Source organism: Gemmatimonadaceae bacterium (genome assembly GCA_035606695.1).
GTDB lineage: Bacteria > Gemmatimonadota > Gemmatimonadetes > Gemmatimonadales > Gemmatimonadaceae > JAQBQB01.
In genome coordinates this window covers 64,920-84,157 of the sequence record DATNEW010000017.1, presented here as the reverse complement: position 1 = coordinate 84,157, position 19,238 = coordinate 64,920, and the positions used below count along the sequence as shown (strand labels likewise).

At 63.8% G+C, this 19,238-nt stretch carries 10 protein-coding genes; 9 read left to right on the top strand and 1 reads right to left on the bottom strand.

Translation table 11 applies throughout. The features are described 5' to 3' along the window. Positions 1-36: 36 nt before the first annotated feature. From VN706_07070 to VN706_07030, 9 genes are all read left to right on the top strand, one after another. A complete protein-coding gene (locus VN706_07070) occupies positions 37-3,078 on the top strand; it encodes a TonB-dependent receptor (protein HXT15375.1) in 3,042 nt (1,013 codons plus the stop codon). 30 nt (positions 3,079-3,108) lie between these two features. Beyond that, a complete protein-coding gene (locus VN706_07065; protein HXT15374.1) occupies positions 3,109-4,950 on the top strand; it encodes a RagB/SusD family nutrient uptake outer membrane protein in 1,842 nt (613 codons plus the stop codon). A gap of 130 nt (positions 4,951-5,080) precedes the next feature. Next, complete coding sequence (locus VN706_07060) at positions 5,081-6,148, top strand: endo-1,4-beta-xylanase (protein HXT15373.1); 1,068 nt, start codon at positions 5,081-5,083, stop codon at positions 6,146-6,148. Between the two features lie 131 nt (positions 6,149-6,279). Continuing rightward, positions 6,280-8,637 carry a glycoside hydrolase family 3 N-terminal domain-containing protein gene (locus VN706_07055; protein ID HXT15372.1) on the top strand — a complete coding sequence of 786 codons (2,358 nt, stop codon included), beginning with the start codon at positions 6,280-6,282 and terminating at the stop codon, positions 8,635-8,637. 55 nt (positions 8,638-8,692) lie between these two features. Next, a complete protein-coding gene (locus tag VN706_07050) occupies positions 8,693-9,409 on the top strand; it encodes a FadR/GntR family transcriptional regulator (GenBank protein HXT15371.1) in 717 nt (238 codons plus the stop codon). Positions 9,410-9,518: 109 nt separating this feature from the next. Beyond that, entirely contained in the window at positions 9,519-10,571 is a 1,053-nt protein-coding gene (locus tag VN706_07045) for an endo-1,4-beta-xylanase (protein HXT15370.1), read from the top strand. 58 nt (positions 10,572-10,629) lie between these two features. Continuing rightward, positions 10,630-13,263, top strand: coding sequence for a glycoside hydrolase family 3 C-terminal domain-containing protein (locus tag VN706_07040; GenBank protein HXT15369.1), 2,634 nt, complete (start codon positions 10,630-10,632; stop codon positions 13,261-13,263). Continuing rightward, positions 13,263-17,747, top strand: a complete 4,485-nt coding sequence (locus VN706_07035) for a glycosyl hydrolase 115 family protein (GenBank protein HXT15368.1) — start codon at positions 13,263-13,265, stop codon at positions 17,745-17,747. The genes VN706_07040 and VN706_07035 overlap by 1 nt, the downstream gene beginning before the upstream one ends. A gap of 12 nt (positions 17,748-17,759) precedes the next feature. Next, positions 17,760-18,824 (top strand): aldose epimerase family protein, encoded by a 1,065-nt coding sequence (locus VN706_07030; GenBank protein HXT15367.1) that lies wholly within the window; start codon positions 17,760-17,762, stop codon positions 18,822-18,824. Here the strand turns inward: VN706_07030 and VN706_07025 are convergent. Beyond that, positions 18,780-19,238: a hypothetical protein gene (locus VN706_07025; GenBank protein ID HXT15366.1), complete on the bottom strand. Its 459-nt coding sequence runs from the start codon at positions 19,236-19,238 to the stop codon at positions 18,780-18,782. The two genes, VN706_07030 and VN706_07025, sit on opposite strands and share 45 nt — an antisense overlap.

The following is a 19,238-nucleotide window of genomic DNA, read 5'->3' as shown; positions in this document are numbered from 1 at the left end:
CGTACCCACGCTTTCACGTATTCGGAGGTAAGACTGATGGGACGCCGGATTCTCCTTGCGATCCTCACTCTCTTTGTGGCGGGCGCGACCGCCGCCGCACAAACCGGCGGCACCGTCGTCGGACGAGTGAGCGCTGTAGACGGAAGACCGCTGTCCGGAATTCAGATTGCCATCAGCGCGCTGGCGCGTGGTGCGACGACTGATACCGCCGGGCGATTTACCATCGCGAACGTGCCGGCCGGAACGCACCAGCTGCAAGCGCGGGGCATTGGGTTCCTGCTCGGCACCACGACTGTGACCGTCGTCAACGGACAGACCGCGACGGTGACGCTGCAGCTCTCGTCGACCGCGACCGAGCTCAATCCCGTGGTCGTCGTCGGATACGGCGAGCAGGAACGACGCACGGTCACCGGCGCCGTCTCCACCGTAACCGCGGAGAAACTGCAGGACATTCCCACGTCCGATCCGATGAAGGCGCTTCAGGGCCGCGTGCCCGGCGTCGAGATCTCGGCGGCGACAAACGAGCCCGGCGCGGCGATGAACGTGCGCATTCGCGGCGTTCGGTCGCTCACCGCGAGCAACGAGCCGCTCTACGTCGTGGACGGCGTCCCGCTCGGCGGCGGCATTCAGGATTTCAATCCATCGACGATCGAGTCGATCGACGTGCTGAAGGATGCGGCGGCTACCGCGATCTATGGCAGCCGAGGCGCGAATGGCGTCATCCTGGTGACGACGAAGAAGGGCATCAACGACGGCCGCCTGCACTCGACGTACAGCCTCGACACGTACTACGGCACGCAGGATCCGGTGCGATTGATTCCGATGATGAACCTGCAACAGTACGTGCAGTACATGCACGACGCGGCCGCGGCGAACGGGCAGGACACCAGCCTCGCCAAGCTCTTCACGGCGAAGCAGGTGCTCGCCATCAAGAACAACATCAGCACCGACTGGCAGCGCGCGGTGTTGCGCAGCGGCGCGCAGCGACAGGTCCAGGCGGGGCTGAACGGCACCAGCGGCGACACGCGCTTCAGCGTGAACGGCAACTACTTCGACCAGGTGGGTCTGATTCCGGGCCAGGGCTACAATCGCGGCTCGGCGTTCGCGTCGATCGATCACTCGTCGGATCGACTCAAGCTCGGATTGACGAGCAATCTCTCGCGCATTCTCACCGATCAGGGCGAGGGGGGCGGCGCGTACGGCTATGCGCTCGCGATGACTCCGCTCGGCCGGCCGACGAACTTCACCAACCCCGATTCGGCGGGCCTGCTCGATCCGCGGCCTGATGATGATCCGCTGAACATCAATCCGGTGCTCGAGGCACAGTCGGTTGTCCGCCAGCAGACGGTGAATCGCGTCTTCGGCGCGGCGTACGCGGAATACGAGATCTCGAATGGTCTGACGTATCGCATGAACTTCGGCCCGGACTACACGCAGCTCACCAACGGCTGCTTCAATGGACCGTGGACGCATGGCACCTGCGCGAACCTGGGCGCGAACAGCTCGAACCAGGGCCAGCCGCCGCAGGCGGGACAGTTCAACCAGCAGGACTTCACGTACACGCTCGACAACATCCTGCATTACAACAAGCGGGTGTGGACGGCGCATCAGTTCGATTTCACGGGCTTGTACAGCATTCAGCACGACAAGTTCACGAAGGATTCGCTCTACGCCTCGAACCTGCCGTATCCGACGCAGCTCTGGTACGATCTGGGGTCGGGCACGGCCGGCAATGAGAGAAGTTTGATCTCCGAGTGGGCGCTGCAGTCCTACATGGGCCGCGTGAACTACACGCTGCTCGATCGGTATTCGGTGTCTCTCACGGAACGCGCCGACGGGTCGAGCCGGTTGGCGCCGGGGCACAAGTGGGCGTATTTCCCCTCGCTCGGCCTCGCATGGAACGCCAGCGATGAAAACTTCATGCGGCACCTGCCGTGGGTCAGCGCGCTCAAGGTTCGCGGCAGTGTTGGCAACACGGGCAACACCGCGATCGGTCCGTACCAGACCGAAGGCACGCTCGCCGCGCGGTTGTACACGTTCGGCTCGACGCGCGTGCAGGGCTACAAGCCCGGCTCGATTCCGAATCCCGATCTCGGTTGGGAGAAGACGCAGCAGAGCGACGTCGGGCTCGAGTACGGGTTGTGGAACAACCGCGTGAACGGCAGCATCGACGTCTACAAGATGGACACGAAGGATTTGCTGCTGACGCGCCTCTTGCCCGCGACGTCGGGCTTCCTGTCGACGCTGCAGAACGTCGGCTCGACGCGGAACAAGGGCGTCGAGCTCGGGCTCTCGACGACCAATCTCCAGAACTGGCGCGGGCTCTCGTGGACGATGGACGTGAACTGGGCGACGAACAAGAACGAGATCACCGGGCTGGCCAGCGGCGCGACGTCGGACGTCGGCAACGTGTGGTTCGTCGGTCACCCGATCAACATTCCGACGGACGGGCTTCGCCAGGTCTTCTACGACTACAAGTACGTCGGCGTGTGGCAGTTCGCCGATACCGCGCTGATGAAGAAGTTCAACGCGACCGGCAGCACGTTCAAAGTCGGCGATCCGCGCGTCGCGGACGTGAACGGCGACGGAAAGATCACGGCGGATGATCGCACGTTCATCGGCGACACGTATCCCGGTTGGACGGCGAGCTGGTCGAACCGCTTCACGTATCACGGCTTCGACGTCTCGGGCCTCGCGACGTGGAAGTGGAACTATCTGTTCCGCGACGGCACGCCGCGCAGCTATTTCGGCCGCTTCAACAACGTCGCGGATCTCGACTACTGGACGCCGACGAATCCCACGAACAAGAACCCGGCACCGACCACAGGCGCCGTCGACCGCCTGTATGCGAGCACGCGTCTCTACGTCGACGGATCCCACTGGCGCATTCGCAACATCACGGCCGGGTACACGATCGATCATCGCCTGGCCAATCGCGTCGGATTGCAGAGTCTTCGCATCTACGGCACGGCGCAGGATCCGTACATCCACTCGAACTACATCGGCATCGATCCGGAAGTCGCGGGCGCGGTGCCGACGGTTCGCACGCTGCTCCTCGGCACGAACGTCGTTTTCTAGGCCCACCCACTCAGCAACGAGACACACATCATGAAGCGCATACTGCTTTCGACTGTGACGCTGGGGCTCGTGGCGGGGGCCTTCGCGTGCACGAATCTCGACGAAAAACTGATTACCGGTGTGAGCAGCCAGTATTACTCGACACCGGACGGTCTCAACTCGGCCGTCATCGCGTCGTACGCGCAACTGCGCGGCTACTATGGCCGCGAGCAGCTGCTCTCACTGCAGCAAGTCGGCACGGACACGTGGATGGCCGCCGACCAGGCAGGATCGAACAACAAGGAGTTCGACAGCTACAGCGGCGGACTGAATTCCACCGTTGCACCGCTCGCGAACACGTGGAACCCGGCGTATCAGGCGATCAACACGTTGAACGCGGCGCTCGATCGCGGTCCGGCGGCGACGGGCATTTCGGCCGCGGTGAAGAACAGCCTTCTGGGTGAAGCGCACTTTCTCCGCGCGCTCAATTATTTCAATCTCGTACGCCAGTTTGGCGACGTGACATTGGAAGTGCACGAGAACCAAGGCGTCGTCGTCACCGCGGTGCGCGACTCGGCCGCGAAGATTTACCGTTTGATCATCGCCGATCTCGATACCGCGGTGAATTTCCTTCCGGCCACGCAGAGCGATTTCGGCCGAGCGACGAAGGGGGCCGCGCAGACACTGCGGTCGCTGGTCTATCTCACGCGAGCATATCAGCCGTATTCGCCGAGCAAGTCGGGCGACTTCACGCAGGCGCTGGCGGATGCGAAGGCCGTGATCGGCTCGGGCACGTACGCGCTGGAGCCGAACTTCGCGGACCTGTGGTGCGTCGCGCGCCCCGCCGATCCCGGTCGCACCGGCTATTGCGACAACACCGGCTACAACGGCAATCGCAAGGAATTCATCTTCACCGTGCAGTTTGGACCGAACGGCATCTATAACGCCACCAACGTGGATGCCGACAACGAATACAACTATCTGCATCTCGTCTTCCTCGGCCAGTACGACAACAACGGCATTTGGGTCGGCACGCCGCGCGATCTGAACAACGGCCGTCCGTTCCGCCGGCTCATGCCGACGCCGTACGAGCTGTCACTGTGGAACAAGTACAGCGGCACGCCGGGCGCGAGCGACATTCTCGACACGCGCTTCGACGCGACGTTCCAGACCGTATGGAACGTGACGTCTGGCGGCGTGAAGAACTCCACCACCAACTGTCCCGCGTGTACGAGTGGTGCGACAGAGAACGCCGGCGATACCGCGGCCGTCTACTATCCGTTCGGGGTGACACAGGCGTTCCGGCAGTCTCGCCCGTTCCAGATTCTCACGCCGTGCCCGACGCAGCAGATCAACAACGCAGCGGCGGACTTCACGGCCGCGGGCTACTGCGGCGATCGCAACAACGCGAACGACGGCTTCTTCAACTGGCAGCGCTATCCGTCGCTCAAGAAGTTCCAGGACAACCTGCGCGCGAACCTCACGGCGCAGGAAGGCGGCAAGGTGCAGGCGATCTTCCGGCTCGGCGAAGTCTACCTGATTGCCGCCGAAGCGGATGTTGGCCTGGGGAACACGGGCGAGGCCGCGCAGATGATCAACGTGTTGCACCAGCGCGCCGCGAGCCCGGCCCACAAGAACGATTACAATGTGACCGCCGCGCAGATGAATCTCGATTACATCATGGATGAGCGCGAGCGCGAGCTCGCCGGTGAGTTCACGCGGTGGTACGACATCACGCGCCCGGGTGTCGACTTCTTCCTGGCGCGCGTGAAGAAGTACAATCCGCATGCGGCGGCGAATGTGGCGGCGCGCCACTTTCTGCGGCCGATTCCGCAGTCGCAGATCGACGGCGTCGTCGTGGGGCCCAAGTATCCGCAGAATCCGGGATACTGACTTGGGAGTCATCCTGAGCGAAGCGAAGGATCTCATCCGCGTCCTGGCATCGGGATCACGCAACCGGATGAGATCCCTCGCTGCGCTCGGGATGACAGCTCTTGTCACAGCCTGTCATTCCGCCAAGCCAGTGCCTCAGCGTACCACGCTGAAAGACGCATTCGCCGGTTCTTTCCTCATCGGCGCCGCAATCAACGGCCGTCAAATTCTCGGCGCCGACTCCATCGGTGACGCGCTCATCGCGTCGCAGTTCAACTCGATCACGCCGGAGAATGTGCTCAAGTGGGCGCCGGTCGAGCCGCGGCCCGGTCAGTTCGACTTCGCCGCGCCGGATCGTTACGTCGCGCTCGGCCAACGGCGTGGGATGAAGATCATCGGCCACACTCTCGTGTGGCACAATCAGACGCCGGCGTGGGTCTTTCAGGATGCAGCGGGTGGACCGGCGTCGCGCGACACGCTCATCGCGCGCATGCGCTCGCACATCTTCGCTGTCGTCGGCCGGTACAAGGGTCGCATTCGTGGCTGGGACGTCGTGAACGAAGCCGTGAATGAAGACGGTTCGCTTCGCCAATCGCCGTGGCTGCGCATCATCGGACCCGAATACATCGCGATGGCGTTTCGATTCGCACACGAAGCAGATCCGACGGCCGAGCTTCACTACAACGACTTCTCGGTGGAAGGATCGGCGAAGCGCGCCGGCATCGTGAAGCTCGTCAAGTCGCTGCGCGCCGAGAACGTTCCGATCACGGCGATTGGCATGCAGGAGCATCAGAAGCTGGATTGGCCGGCGCCCGGCGCGATCGATTCCGCAATCACGGATCTTGCGAGCACGGGCCTGGAGCTCATGGTTACGGAGCTCGACGTCGACGTGCTGCCAAGCAATCGCGGGCAGCGCACGGAGGCGATCGAGCAGCAGTTGATGCGAACCGGCGCGCCCGATCCATATCGCGCCGGCTTGCCGGACTCGGTGCAGCGCCAGCTCGCGCGGCGCTACGCCGAGATCGTGCGAGTGTACCTTGCGCACCGAGACGTCATCAAGCGCGTGACGTTCTGGGGCGTGGACGACGCGGATACGTGGCTGAACAACTTCCCCGTGCGCGGCCGGACGAACTATCCGCTGTTGTTCGATCGACGCGGCGCACCGAAACCTGCGTTTGACTCGGTCGTGGCCGCCGTTTCGGCGCGGGGGAAGTTGTGATCGTCACGCCGTGCATACGGCACGTCGTTCCGAGCGCCCTGCCCGTCATTCCGAGCACAGCGAGGAATCTGGCATCCCGGTCGAAGGGCTGGCCAATCCGACGGGAGAGACGATTCCTCGCTGCGCTCGGAATGACAATGTTGCTGCCGCTACAGCCAGCCGTCGCCCAACAACTGCCGTATCGCAATCCGAAGCTCCCGATCGAACGACGCATCACCGACCTCCTCGGACGCATGACGCTCGAGGAAAAAGTCGCGCAGATGCTTTGCCTGTGGGATCAGAAAAAGCTGATTACCGATGCGAGCGGCCGATTCAATCCGACTCGCGCACCGAAATGGTTTCGCGTCGGCATCGGGCGCATCGAACGTCCGCAGGACGGGCATGATGCGCGCTCCGAAGCGGAATTCGCGAATGCCATTCAGCGCTGGGTGCACGACAGCACGCGACTCGGCATTCCCGTCATGTTCAACGAAGAGGCGTTGCACGGTCTCGAGGCGGTCGGCGCGACGAGCTTTCCGCAGGCCATCGCGCTGGCGAGCACCTGGAATCCCGATCTCGTGCAGCGCGTATTCACGGCGACGGCGGCTGAAGCGCGCGCGCGAGGCGTCGACCAAGTGCTGGCTCCGGTCGTGGACATCGGCCGCGATCCGCGCTGGGGCCGTTTCGAGGAGACGTACGGCGAAGATCCGTATCTCGCGGCGCGCATGGGCGTCGCCGCGGTGCGGGGCTTTCAGGGGACAGACGCGATCATTGGGCCGAGCCACGTCTATGCCACGCTCAAGCACATGGCGGGACACGGGCAGCCCGAGTCGGGAACGAACGTCGGGCCGGCGTCGATCGGCGAGCGTACGCTGCGCGACATGTTCCTGTATCCGTTCGAGGTCGCGATCAAGGAAGCCGGTGCGAAGAGTGTGATGGCATCGTACAACGAGGTCGACGGCATTCCATCGCACGTGAATCGCTGGATGTTGCACGACGTACTGCGTGGCGAATGGGGATTCAACGGGACTGTCGTATCGGACTGGTTCGCGATCGATCAGCTGGTCGGCCGCCACCACGTTGCCGTGGATGACGCGGACGCCGCGCGCCGCGCGCTCGACGCGACCGTCGACATCGAGTTGCCCGATCCAGCCGCCTACGCGACGCTCGTCGATCAAGTCCGGCAGAAACAAGTATCGGTGCAGGCGATCGACGACGCGGTCCGCCGGCTGCTTCGCCCCAAGTTCGTGCTTGGCTTATTCGAGAATCCTTACGTCGACCCGGATGCGGCGGCGCGGATCTCCGGCGCGGAGGACACGCGGCCGCTTGCGCTGGAGGCGGCGCAGCAGGCAATGATTCTCCTGCGCAACGAAGGACACCTCCTTCCGCTCCGCGCCGACGCGGCCCGACGCGTCGCCGTGATCGGGCCACACGCCGCCGAGTTGCTGCTTGGCGGTTACGCCGGCGTTCCGTCGCACTACGTCACGATTCTCGATGGGATCAAGGCGCGCCTTGGCGCGGCGTCGACGGTCGAGTACGCGGAGGGCGTCCGCATCACCGAAGATTCGGTGTTCACGCACGACCCGCAGCCGCACATCGGCGGCACGCGGTCGCGGCCGCGTGATGACGCCAACCTCGTCGTCGCGGCCGATTCGGCCAGCAATGCGCCGCGCATCGCGAACGCGGTCGCGCTGGCGAAGCGAAGCGATGTCGTCATCCTCGTGCTGGGCGACAACGAGCAGACCGCGCGCGAAGCGTATGAGAACAATCATCTCGGCGACCGTTCGTCGCTGAGACTGCCCGGACAGCAGGAGGAGCTCGCGCTCGCCGTGGCGGCAACTGGAACGCCGGTCGTGCTGCTTTTGATCAACGGCCGTCCGCCATCCATTCCCAGTCTCGTTCCGAAGATCCCCGCGATCGTCGAAGGCTGGTATCTCGGTCAGGAAACTGGAACGGCGGTCGCGTCGGTGTTGTTCGGCGACGTGAATCCGGGCGGGAAGCTGCCGGCGACGATCGCGCGCGATGTCGGACAGCTTCCGGTATTCTACAACTACAAACCGACGGCGCGTCGCGGATACGTGCTCGATACGATCGCGCCGCTCTTTCCATTTGGATACGGGCTGTCCTACACGACGTTCTCGTACGCGAACCTGCGCGTGGCGTCGAATCACATTCAGGCGAACGGCAACACGACCGTTTCGGTGGACGTGAAGAACACCGGATCGCGTAGCGGCGACGAGGTCGTCCAGTTGTACATCCGTGACGAGGTGAGCGCGGCCACGCGGCCTGTCAAGGAGCTGAGAGGCTTCCAGCGCGTCTCGCTCGAGCCTGGCCAGACGCGTACCGTCACGTTCCCGGTGGGACCCGATCATCTTTCGTATCACGGGCTCGGCATGAAGCGTGTCGTCGAGCCCGGCCGATTTGATCTCATGGTCGGCGGCAACTCCGCCGATGTGCAATCGATCGTTCTGACCGTCGATCCTGCGCCGGTCGCGCCACTCAAACGGTAAAACGCAAGCTCGTTCCTGTCCGCCGCCGACGACGGACAATACCCGAGGAGATGTAATGAAGAACGTCCTCAAGCCAGTGTCTCGTGAAAGTCTGGTCGATCGCCTCGCCGGCGAGATCCGTACCTCCATCAACGCAGGCGACTACACGCTCGGCGAGCGGCTACCGACGATCATGGAGATGGCGAAGCGCTTTGGCGTCGGACATCCGACCGTGCGCGAAGCGCTCAAGAAGCTCGAGGCGGTCGGCGTCGTCGAGATCCGCCACGGCTCGGGCGTGTATGTCACGCGGACGCAGGATGTGCTCATGGTGGCGAGCGATTACGGCGGCAAAGTCACGAAGAAGCTGCTCCTCGACCTCATTCAGGCGCGCACGCCGATCGAGATGCAGTCGGCTGCCTTGGCGACGAAGAACGCGACGGCCGAGGATTTCGCGGAGATGAAGCGGCTGCTGACGACGGCGGGAGAGAATCTCGACAACGATGCGGTGTTGAACTCGGTGAACATGGCGTTTCACCGGCAGATCGCGTCGGCGTCGGGTAACGCGGTGATCGCACAGCTCCTCGACGTCATGCAGGATCTTTTCACCGACGAGCAGCGCTTGATCCTTGGCATCTTTGGCTCGCGCAAGCAGGATCATGAAGAGCATCTCTCGATTTTCGCGGCGCTCGAGCAGCGGCAGGAGCAGCTGGCGACCGAGCGCATGCGCAAGCACCTCGACGGCGTGGCGACGGCCATTCAGCGGTGGGATCCGATGCGACATCCGGTGCTGTAGCAGTCATTCCGAGCGCCCCTTCCCGTCATTCCGAGCGCCCCTTCCCGTCATTCCGAGCGCAGCGAGGAATCTGGTGACACGACCGAGTGGCCGGCCAATCCGCGGGGGCGTGAGATTCCTCGCTGCGCTCGGAATGACGTGCCTGGCTGCTTGCGGCGGTGGTGAATCGCCGCCGGCGGCTCCCGCTGTCCCGGTCGTGCTCTCGGCAGACAGCATCCCGCTACGCGCGCTCGCGCAACAGGCCGGCATCCGCATCGGCTCGGCTGGTGACAGAGGCTTTCGCTGGACCGGGACCGACGGCTCGAACTTTCGTGCAATCCTGTCGCGCGAGTTTTCGGTGCTCACGCCCGAGAACGACATGAAGTTCGATCACGTGCATCCCGCTCCGACGACGTACTACTTCGCCGGCGCCGACTCGCTCGTGACGTTCGCGCAGCAGAATCAGATGAGCGTGCGCGGTCACACGCTGGTGTGGCATCAGCAACTGCCGTCGTGGGTGAACAGCGCGGCGTCGGCGCAGAGCGCGCTCGTGGATCACATCACGACCGTCGTCGGGCACTTCAAGGGCAAGCTGCTCGCGTGGGACGTCGTCAACGAAGCGTTCAACGACGACGGCACGCGACGTTCGACGTACTGGTCGGATCACATCGGACCGTCGTACATCGAGCTGGCGTTTCGTACTGCGCGCGCTGCCGATCCGGACGTCCCGTTGTTCTACAACGATTACAATATTGAAGGACTTGGGTCCAAGTCGGACTCCGTCTACGCGATGGTGAAGGATTTCCTCGCGCGTGGCGTGCCGATCAACGGCGTCGGCCTTCAATCACACTTCGTAGTGAACGGCGTGCCGTCGACGCTTGGCGCGAACATCGCGCGCTTCGTCGCGCTCGGCATCAAGGTGCACATCACCGAGCTCGATGTGCGCGTGCCGACGCCGTCGACCTCGGTGAGTCTCGCGGCGCAGGCGCAGAACTATCACGACGTCGTTGCCGCGTGCATCCAGGTCAAAGGCTGCGAGCTCGTGACGATGTGGGGCTTCACCGACAAGGATTCGTGGGTTCCGGGCACATTCCCGGGTTTTGGGGAGGCGCTGCCATGGGATGCCTTCTTTCAACAGAAGCCGGCGTTTCACTCGGTCTATGACGCCCTCGCCGGCCGCTGATCGTCGCAGGTAATACCACGGCAGTACCGCAGTCATACCATCGCGTAACGAGGCTTTCATGCGGTTCTCGCGATTCGTGCAACCGATCGTCGCGCTGTCGGTGGGAGCAGCCTCCACGCTCGGTGCGCAACAGCAGGCGTCGCGCCCTACCTATCTCGACGAATCATTGACCTTCGAGCAGCGCGCTCGCGACCTCGTGTCGCGCATGACGCTGGACGAGAAGGTGCTGCAGATGAAAGACGTCGCGCCCGCGATCCCCCGGCTCGGCGTTCCCGAATACAACTGGTGGAACGAGGCGTTGCACGGCGTCGCGCGCGCCGGATTGGCGACGGTGTTTCCGCAAGCGATCGGCGTCGCGGCGACATGGGACGACAGCGCGATGTTTCGCATGGCCACCGTGATTTCCGACGAGGCGCGCGCGAAATATCACGAGTACATTCGCCGCGACAGCCATCAGCGCTATCAAGGACTCACGTTCTGGTCGCCGAACATCAATCTCTTCCGCGACCCACGGTGGGGCCGAGGACAGGAGACCTACGGCGAGGATCCGTTTCTCACGGGGCATCTAGCCGTGCAGTTCATTCGCGGCCTGCAAGGCGACGACCCGAAGTACTTCAAGACGATTTCGACGGTAAAACACTTCGCCGTGCACAGCGGGCCCGAGCCCGAACGCCACACGTTCGACGCGGTGATCAGCGGGCGCGATCTGCGCGAGTCATATCTGCCGCACTTCGAGATGGGCATTCGCGTCGGCGGCGCGTACTCGCTGATGTGTGCCTACAACTCGATCGACGGCAAGCCCGCCTGCGCGAACGACGTGCTTCTCGGCCGCATCCTTCGCGGCGAGTGGAAATTTCCGGGCTACGTCGTTTCCGACTGTGGGGCGATCGACGACATCTATCTGAGGCATCACGCGGCCGGCGATGCCGCCCAAGCCGCGGTGCTCGCGGTGAAGACAGGCACCGATCTCGATTGCGGCCGGGTGTATCCGAATCTCGCCGCCGCCGTCAAGCAGGGCGTGATCAGCGAAGCCCAGATCGACACGTCGGTCACGCGCTTGTTCCTGGCGCGATTCAAGCTCGGCATGTTCGACGACCAGTCGCACGTGAAGTGGGCGCGCATTCCATTCTCGGATCTCGATTCGCCCCAACATCGCGCGCTCGCGCGCACGATCGCCGACGAGTCGATGGTGTTGCTCAAGAACGACCGCAACACGCTGCCGCTTCGCAAGGACCTTGGCACCGTCGCGGTGATCGGACCGAACGCCGATCAGTGGCGGATGTTGCTCGGGAACTACAACGGGATTCCCGCCGATCCGATCACTCCGCTTCGCGGCATTCGCGAGGCGGTTGGCCCGCACACACGCGTGCTCTACGCGCGGGGGTCGGATCTGGCAGAGAATTTTCCGGTGTACGAGACGACGCCGTCGTCGGTGTTGCGGACGCCCGACGGCAAGCCGGGTCTTCACGTCGACTACTACGCTCATCGCGACTTGTCGGGTACGCCGTTGTTCGGCGGTACGGACTCCACGCTGAATTCCGATTGGAAGGAGGCTGCGCCGCGCGGCGACATGAACCCGGACGACTTCGGCGTGCGGTGGACGGGCAGCATTCGCCCGGCGCACACGGGGATGTATCGCCTTGGGCTCGTCGGGACCATCAAGTTTCAGTTGTGGCTCGACGACAGCATGATCGTGCGATCGGTGTATCCGACGCACGACGGTGAATTCCCGGATCCGCGCCAGGCACAGAGCGATCCGATTCGTCTCGAGGCGGGGCGCGATTACAGGATCCGCGTCGAGGGCCAGGAGTCGTATGGCGAAGCGCAGCTGCAACTGCTCTGGGCGCCGCCGCACGATGCACTCGAGGCCGATGCGATGACGATTGCGTCCCAAGCCGATGCGATCGTGATGTTCATGGGTCTGACCGCGCGTCTCGAGGGCGAGGAAATGCCGATTCAGATTCCCGGCTTCCGCGGCGGCGATCGCACCTCGCTCGACTTGCCGGCACCGCAAGAGCAACTCCTCGAGAAAATCTCCGCGCTCGGCAAGCCCATCGTGCTCGTGCTGATGAACGGCAGCGCGCTCGGTGTGAATTGGGCGCAGGCGCACGTGCCGGCAATTCTCGAAGCGTGGTATCCCGGCCAGGCGGCGGGGACCGCGATCGCCGACGTGTTGTTCGGCGACTACAACCCTGCTGGGCGCTTGCCGGTGACGTTTTACAAATCGGTGAGCGATTTGCCGCCATTCGATGACTACGCGATGCACGGACGGACGTATCGCTTCTTCGCCGGAACGCCGCTGTACCCGTTCGGTCATGGATTGAGCTACACGACATTCAAGTACTCGAATGTGCGGGCGAGCACATCGACGGCGACCGCGCGCGATACGATCATGGTCAGCGTCGACGTGGCCAACATCGGCAAGCGCGCGGGAGACGAAGTCGTGCAGGTCTACGTGCAGCACGAGGGCTCGAAAGTCAGCCGGCCGTTGAAGGATTTGCGCGGCTACGCGCGGGTGCATCTCGCGGCGGGGCGAAAGCGTACGGTGAAGATTCCGGTCGCGATGTCGTCGCTCGCGTACTGGAATGAGACCACGCAGGAGTGGGACGTCGAAGCGGAGCCGGTTCGGATTCTCGTCGGTGCGTCGTCGTCGGATATTCGGGCGACGACGACGATTCGGGTCGCGCCGTGATGCACGCCACGTCGCTGGCATTGCTGCTCGTCATTCCGATGGTGCACGGCGAGCGAGTGACGGCGCATGGCGATGCGACATTCGCGCTCGCATCTCACGGCCGCGCCGCGCCACTGATCGTCTCCGACGCCGATTGGCCCGGTGTGCGGCGCGCCGCGCGCGACCTGCAATCAGATATTCAGAAAGTGTCCGGCGCAAAGCCGGCGCTGGGCGCAGTGCCGAGCGGGGTGCCGATCATCATCGGCACGATAGGCAAATCGCCGCTGATCGACGAGCTGGTTCGTACGCGCAAGCTCGACGTGGAGGGCACGGCGGGTCGCTGGGAAAGTTACGTGCGGCAGGTCGTCGAACATCCCGCGCCGAACGTCGACCGCGCACTCGTCATTGCGGGCAGCGACAAACGCGGAACGATCTACGGCATCTACGATGTCTCGGCGCAGATCGGCGTGTCACCATGGTATTGGTGGGCTGATGTGCCGATTCACCACGCATCGACGGTTGTCGTGAGCGGCGAGCGCGTCACCGTCGGCGAACCGAAGGTCAAATATCGCGGGATCTTCATCAACGACGAGGCGCCCGCCTTCTCGGGGTGGGCGCGCGAAAAGTTCGGCGGTATCAATCACCAGGTGTACGAGCACGTTTTCGAGCTGCTACTGCGACTCAAGGCGAATTATCTGTGGCCTGCGATGTGGGGCAACGCGTTCGCCGACGACGATTCGCTCGACGCGAAGCTTGCGGATGAATACGGCATCGTGATGGGTACGTCCCACCACGAGCCGATGACGCGGGCGCAGCAGGAATGGAAGCGCTACGGCCACGGCCCGTGGAACTACGAGCAGAACGATTCGACGCTTCGCGCGTTCTGGCGCGCAGGCATCGAGCGCATGGGTTCGCGCGAGAACATCGTGACGATCGGGATGCGCGGCGACGGCGACATGCCGATGACCCAGGGCAGCAACGTCGCGCTGCTCGAGCGCATCGTCGCCGACCAGCGCAAGATCATTGCGGAGGTCACACACCGCCCCGCGTCGGAAACGCCGCAGCTGTGGGCTCTATATAAGGAAGTACAGGATTACTACGACAAGGGCATGCGTGTCCCCGACGACGTCACGCTGCTCTTCTCCGACGACAACTGGGGCAACATCCGCCGTCTGCCCACGCCGCAAGAGCGCGGACGCTCGGGCGGATTCGGCGTGTACTACCATTTCGACTACGTCGGCGGCCCGCGCAACTACAAGTGGATCAACACGAATCCGATCGCGCGCATCTGGGAGCAGATGGATCAGGCCTATCGCCGGGGTGCCGATCGCATCTGGATCGTGAATGTCGGCGATCTCAAGCCGATGGAATTCCCGATTCAGTTCTTTCTCGACTTCGCGTGGAATCCGGACGCCATCCCCGCCGCGAAGCTGCCGGATTACACACGCGACTGGGCGACACGACAGTTCGGCTCATCGCAGGGCGCCGCGATCGGTGACGTCATCACCACATATCTCAGCTATGCAGGAAGACGTAAGCCTGAATTGCTCGATACGGCGACGTACAGCCTGTACAACTATCGTGAAGCCGAACGCATTATCGCCGAGTACGACTCGCTCTCGGCGCGCGCGACCGCGATCGAAGCAAAGTTGCCGCGTGAGTATCGCGATGCGTATTACGAGCTGGTGCTGCATCCGGTGCTTGCTGCCGCCAACCTGAACGCGCTGTATATCACGGTCGCGCGCAATCGTATGTATGCGCGCCAGGGACGTGTAGCCACGAACGATATCGCGGATGAAGCGCGCTCGTTGTTCGCCAAGGATGCCGAGCTTTCGCGGTACTTCAATACGCAGCTCGCGGGCGGCAAGTGGGCGCACATGATGGACCAAACGCACATCGGCTATACGTACTGGCAAGAACCGCCGCGCGACGTCATGCCGCGCGTCGACGAGATTCACGTTCCCGTTGCCGCTGACATGGGCGTGGCGATCGAAGGACAGATGCCATTCGTGGCGGGGCAGGGTCCGCCATCACGTGGTCCGCCGCGTGCTCCATCACTGCCGGCATTCGACAACTATCAGCGACAATCGTACTACGTTGACGTCTACGATCGCGGCCGGACACCGTTCGCGTTCAGCGCCACGAGCGACGCACCGTGGCTGCGAGTCACTCCGCCTCGCGGCATCGTAACGGAGGAGCAACGCCTGATCGTGAGCGTCGATTGGAACAAGGCGCCGACCGGGGCTCACGCCGCCGCGATCACGATCACCGGACCGAACGCGCAGCACGTCGTCGTTCAGGCACCGATCGAGAACCACGCGAGCCCCGTGCGCGATCAAGTCAACGGCTTCGTCGAAGGCAACGGCTATGTCTCGATTGAAGCAGAGCACTTCACCGCTGCCGTCAACGCGCCGCCCGTGAGCTGGTTACGAATTCCGGCCTTCGGGCGAACGGTCTCCGGCATGACGACGTCGCCGGCGGATGCCCCGACTCAGCTGCCGCGCGCCGGATCGCCGAGGTTGGAGTATCGCGTGTTCATGTTCGATACGGGCGCGGTGAGCGTGAAAGCCTACATCGCGCCGTCGCTCGACTTTACCGGTTCGTCGTCTGGACTTCGATACGCGATCTCATTCGACGACGAGGCGCCGCAGCTCGTCAACGTGCTCGCCGACACGGCGGCGCGGGCGTGGGATCGCGCGGTTGCCGACAACATTCGCATCGCATCGACGACGCTCGGGGTGGCGAAACCTGGCGAGCACGTGCTCAAGTTCTGGCGCGTCGACGCCGGCGTCGTCCTCGAGAAGCTCGTCATCGACGCGGGTGGGGTGAAGCCCAGTTATCTCGGTCCGCCGGAATCCTTTCACGGCGCGCCGAAGACGGAGCCGCCCGTCGCGCGGTTCGACTGGTTCGAGTACACAGGCAATGATTCCATCTATCGAACCATTCATCAGAACGACAACCAATATCTCAACCCCATCCTCGCCGGCTTTTATCCGGATCCGAGCGTGGTGCGCGTCGGCGACGATTACTATCTCGTGACGTCGAGCTTCTCGTACTTTCCGGGACTGCCGATCTTCCACAGCCGCGACCTCGTACACTGGACGCAGATCGGCAATGTGCTCGACCGTCCGACGCAGCTCGCCGTCGACGGCCGCGCCATCTCGGAGGGGATCTACGCCCCGACGATCCGCTATCACGACGGCTTGTTCTATCTCATTACAACATGCTCATACTGCGGCGGCAACTTCATCGTCACCGCGACGAACGCCGCGGGTCCATGGTCGGAGCCGATCTGGCTCGGGTTCGACGGCATCGACCCGTCGATCTTCTTCGACGACGACGGCCGCGCGTACATCGTGAACAATGGACCGCCGGCCGAGCCGCCGCGCTACCAAGGCCATCGCGCGATCTGGATTCAACAATACGACGTTCACTCCCACACGATGATCGGCGCGCGCCACGTCATCGTGAACGGCGGTGTCGATCTCGCGAAAAAACCGATCTGGATCGAGGCGCCGCACATCCTCAAGGTGCAGGGACGCTACTATCTGATCTGCGCCGAAGGCGGTACCGCGGGCCAGCATTCCGAGGTCGTGTTTCGCAGCGACTCAGTGCAAGGTCCCTACGTTCCGTACGACCACAACCCGATCCTCACACAGCGTCAGCTTTCGCCGACCCGTCCGGCACCGATCACATCGACCGGGCACGCCGATTTCGTACAAACACCGCGCGGCGACTGGTGGGCCGTCTTTCTCGGCGTTCGCCCTTACGGGCCCGATCTCACGAACATCGGTCGCGAAACGTTCATGCTGCCGGTAACATGGCGCGACGGCTGGCCAACGATTCTCGACGGCGACGCCAGCGTGCCCTACGTTCACGAAAGGCCGGTGTTGGAACAGGCCGCCTCGCCCGCGACGCCGCTCAGCGGCAACTTCGTCATACGCGATGAGTTCAACACACCAACCCTCGCACCATCGTGGGAGCTGATTCGCACTCCGCGCGAACGCTGGTACGAGCTGGCCTCGACGCCGGGATCGCTCAGCATTCGCGCGCGACCGGTCGCGCTTGGAACGCGCGCTCAGCCGTCGTTCATCGGCCGCCGCCAGCAGCACGCGATCGCAACCGCAACGACACTGATGCATTTCGCTCCGCGGGCGCCGGGCGACGCGGCCGGCCTCGTTGCCTTTCAAAGCGATTCGTTCTACTACTTCCTTGGTGAGACCTTGCACGACGGCAAGCCGGTTGTGCGTTTGGTGCGCCGAGCCGGCGCGCGTGACGGCGGCGCGGAGGTGTCGGTGGCCGAAGCCGCGCTGAGCCGCGCCGACGGCGTGGTCTACCTGCGCATTCAGGCACGCGGCGCGAAATACGACTTCTCATATGGCGAGCGGCCGGGCGAGTGGCGGTCGCTGGCAAAGGACGTCGATGGAACGATACTCAGCACGCACGTCGCCGGTGGATTCGTCGGCACCATGCTCGGCATGTATGCCTACTCGTCGCCGCATTGAGGCGCACGCGTCGTGACCCTCGTGAGTCGCGAGCCGTTCGGCACGACGGCCGACGGACAGGCGGCCGAGCAGATCACGCTCGAGAATGCGCGCGGCATGCGTGTGAGCATGCTGACGTACGGCGGCATCGTGCGATCGCTTGTCGTGCCCGACGCCAACGGCGCGGGGACGGACGTCATACTCGGCTTTGATAGCCTCGCCGACTACGAGCGCGATGGCATGTACGTGGGCGCACTGATTGGGCGGTACGCCAATCGGATTGCCGGCGCGAGCTTCGCGATCGACGGCACGCTGTATCGCCTGCCGCACAATGACGGAAAGAATCAACTGCACGGCGGGCCGTGCGGTTTCAATCGGCGGATGTGGCGACCCGCCATCGTCAACGGCGCCGCCGGTACATCGCTCGAGCTCACGCGCCGAAGCGCCGCGGGCGAAGAAGGATTTCCCGGCGCGGTCGATGTGCGCGTCACCTACTCTCTCTCCGACGACGACGAGCTGATCATCGCCTACAGGGCCGAGTGCGACGCGCCGACGCACGTGAATCTCACGTCGCACATGTACTTCAATCTGGGCGGCCATGATGCGGGCGACGTGCTCGATCACGAGCTGACGCTTTCCGCGTCGCGTTTCACGCCGATCGATACCGCGCTCATTCCCACCGGAGAGTTGCGAGAGGTGGCGGGTACGCCGTTCGATTTCACGGCGGGCCGTCGCACGGGCGACGCTCGCCCGGCCGACGATGAGCAGCTTCGCCTGGGCGGCGGCTACGATCATAATTTTGTAATAGATGCCGGCTCGGCCAATTCCTTCTCGGCGCGGGTGCGCGATCCACGCAGCGGACGATGGCTCGAGGTGCGCACCACCGAGCCGGGCGTTCAGCTCTATCTCGGCCAGGGCCTCAATACCGAGGGCAAGAACGAGTGCCACTACGGCGCGCACGCCGGCCTGGCCCTGGAGACTCAACACTTTCCCGACTCGCCCAACCACCCCGCGTTTCCAACGACGCTGCTCCGGCCGGGCGAGTTGTTCAGCTCACGGACGGCGTATCGTTTCGGGAAAGACGAACACGTTGCTTAACGGGTGCGACGGTCCGACGGAGTCGTCCAGCGGATGCGTCGACACGTAGATCGCGCCCGCGCCGTGATCGAGTCCCCATCGCGCCGTCGCCGCAATGCCGTCGAAGAAGCGCATGTACGTCACGGGGCGCACGTCGATCGCCCGCAACTGGTCCACGCCGCCCATGCGAATGCCGTCGAAATACACCTGGACCTGAGTCGGTGAGGTGAAGCTGTCGGGCCCGCGCGCCGCCAGCCAGTTGGAGCGCAGCGCTTCGATGACGTCGTACGCCGTGTTGTAGCCGTGATCGGCGAATTGCTCCGGAACCAGGAGGTTTCGGTCAACGGACGGTCCGGGCGGACGAGTTCGCCCCATGCACGCGCCGGCCAGTGTGGCGAAACCGACGACGAGGATGATCTCAGAGACCATACGCAT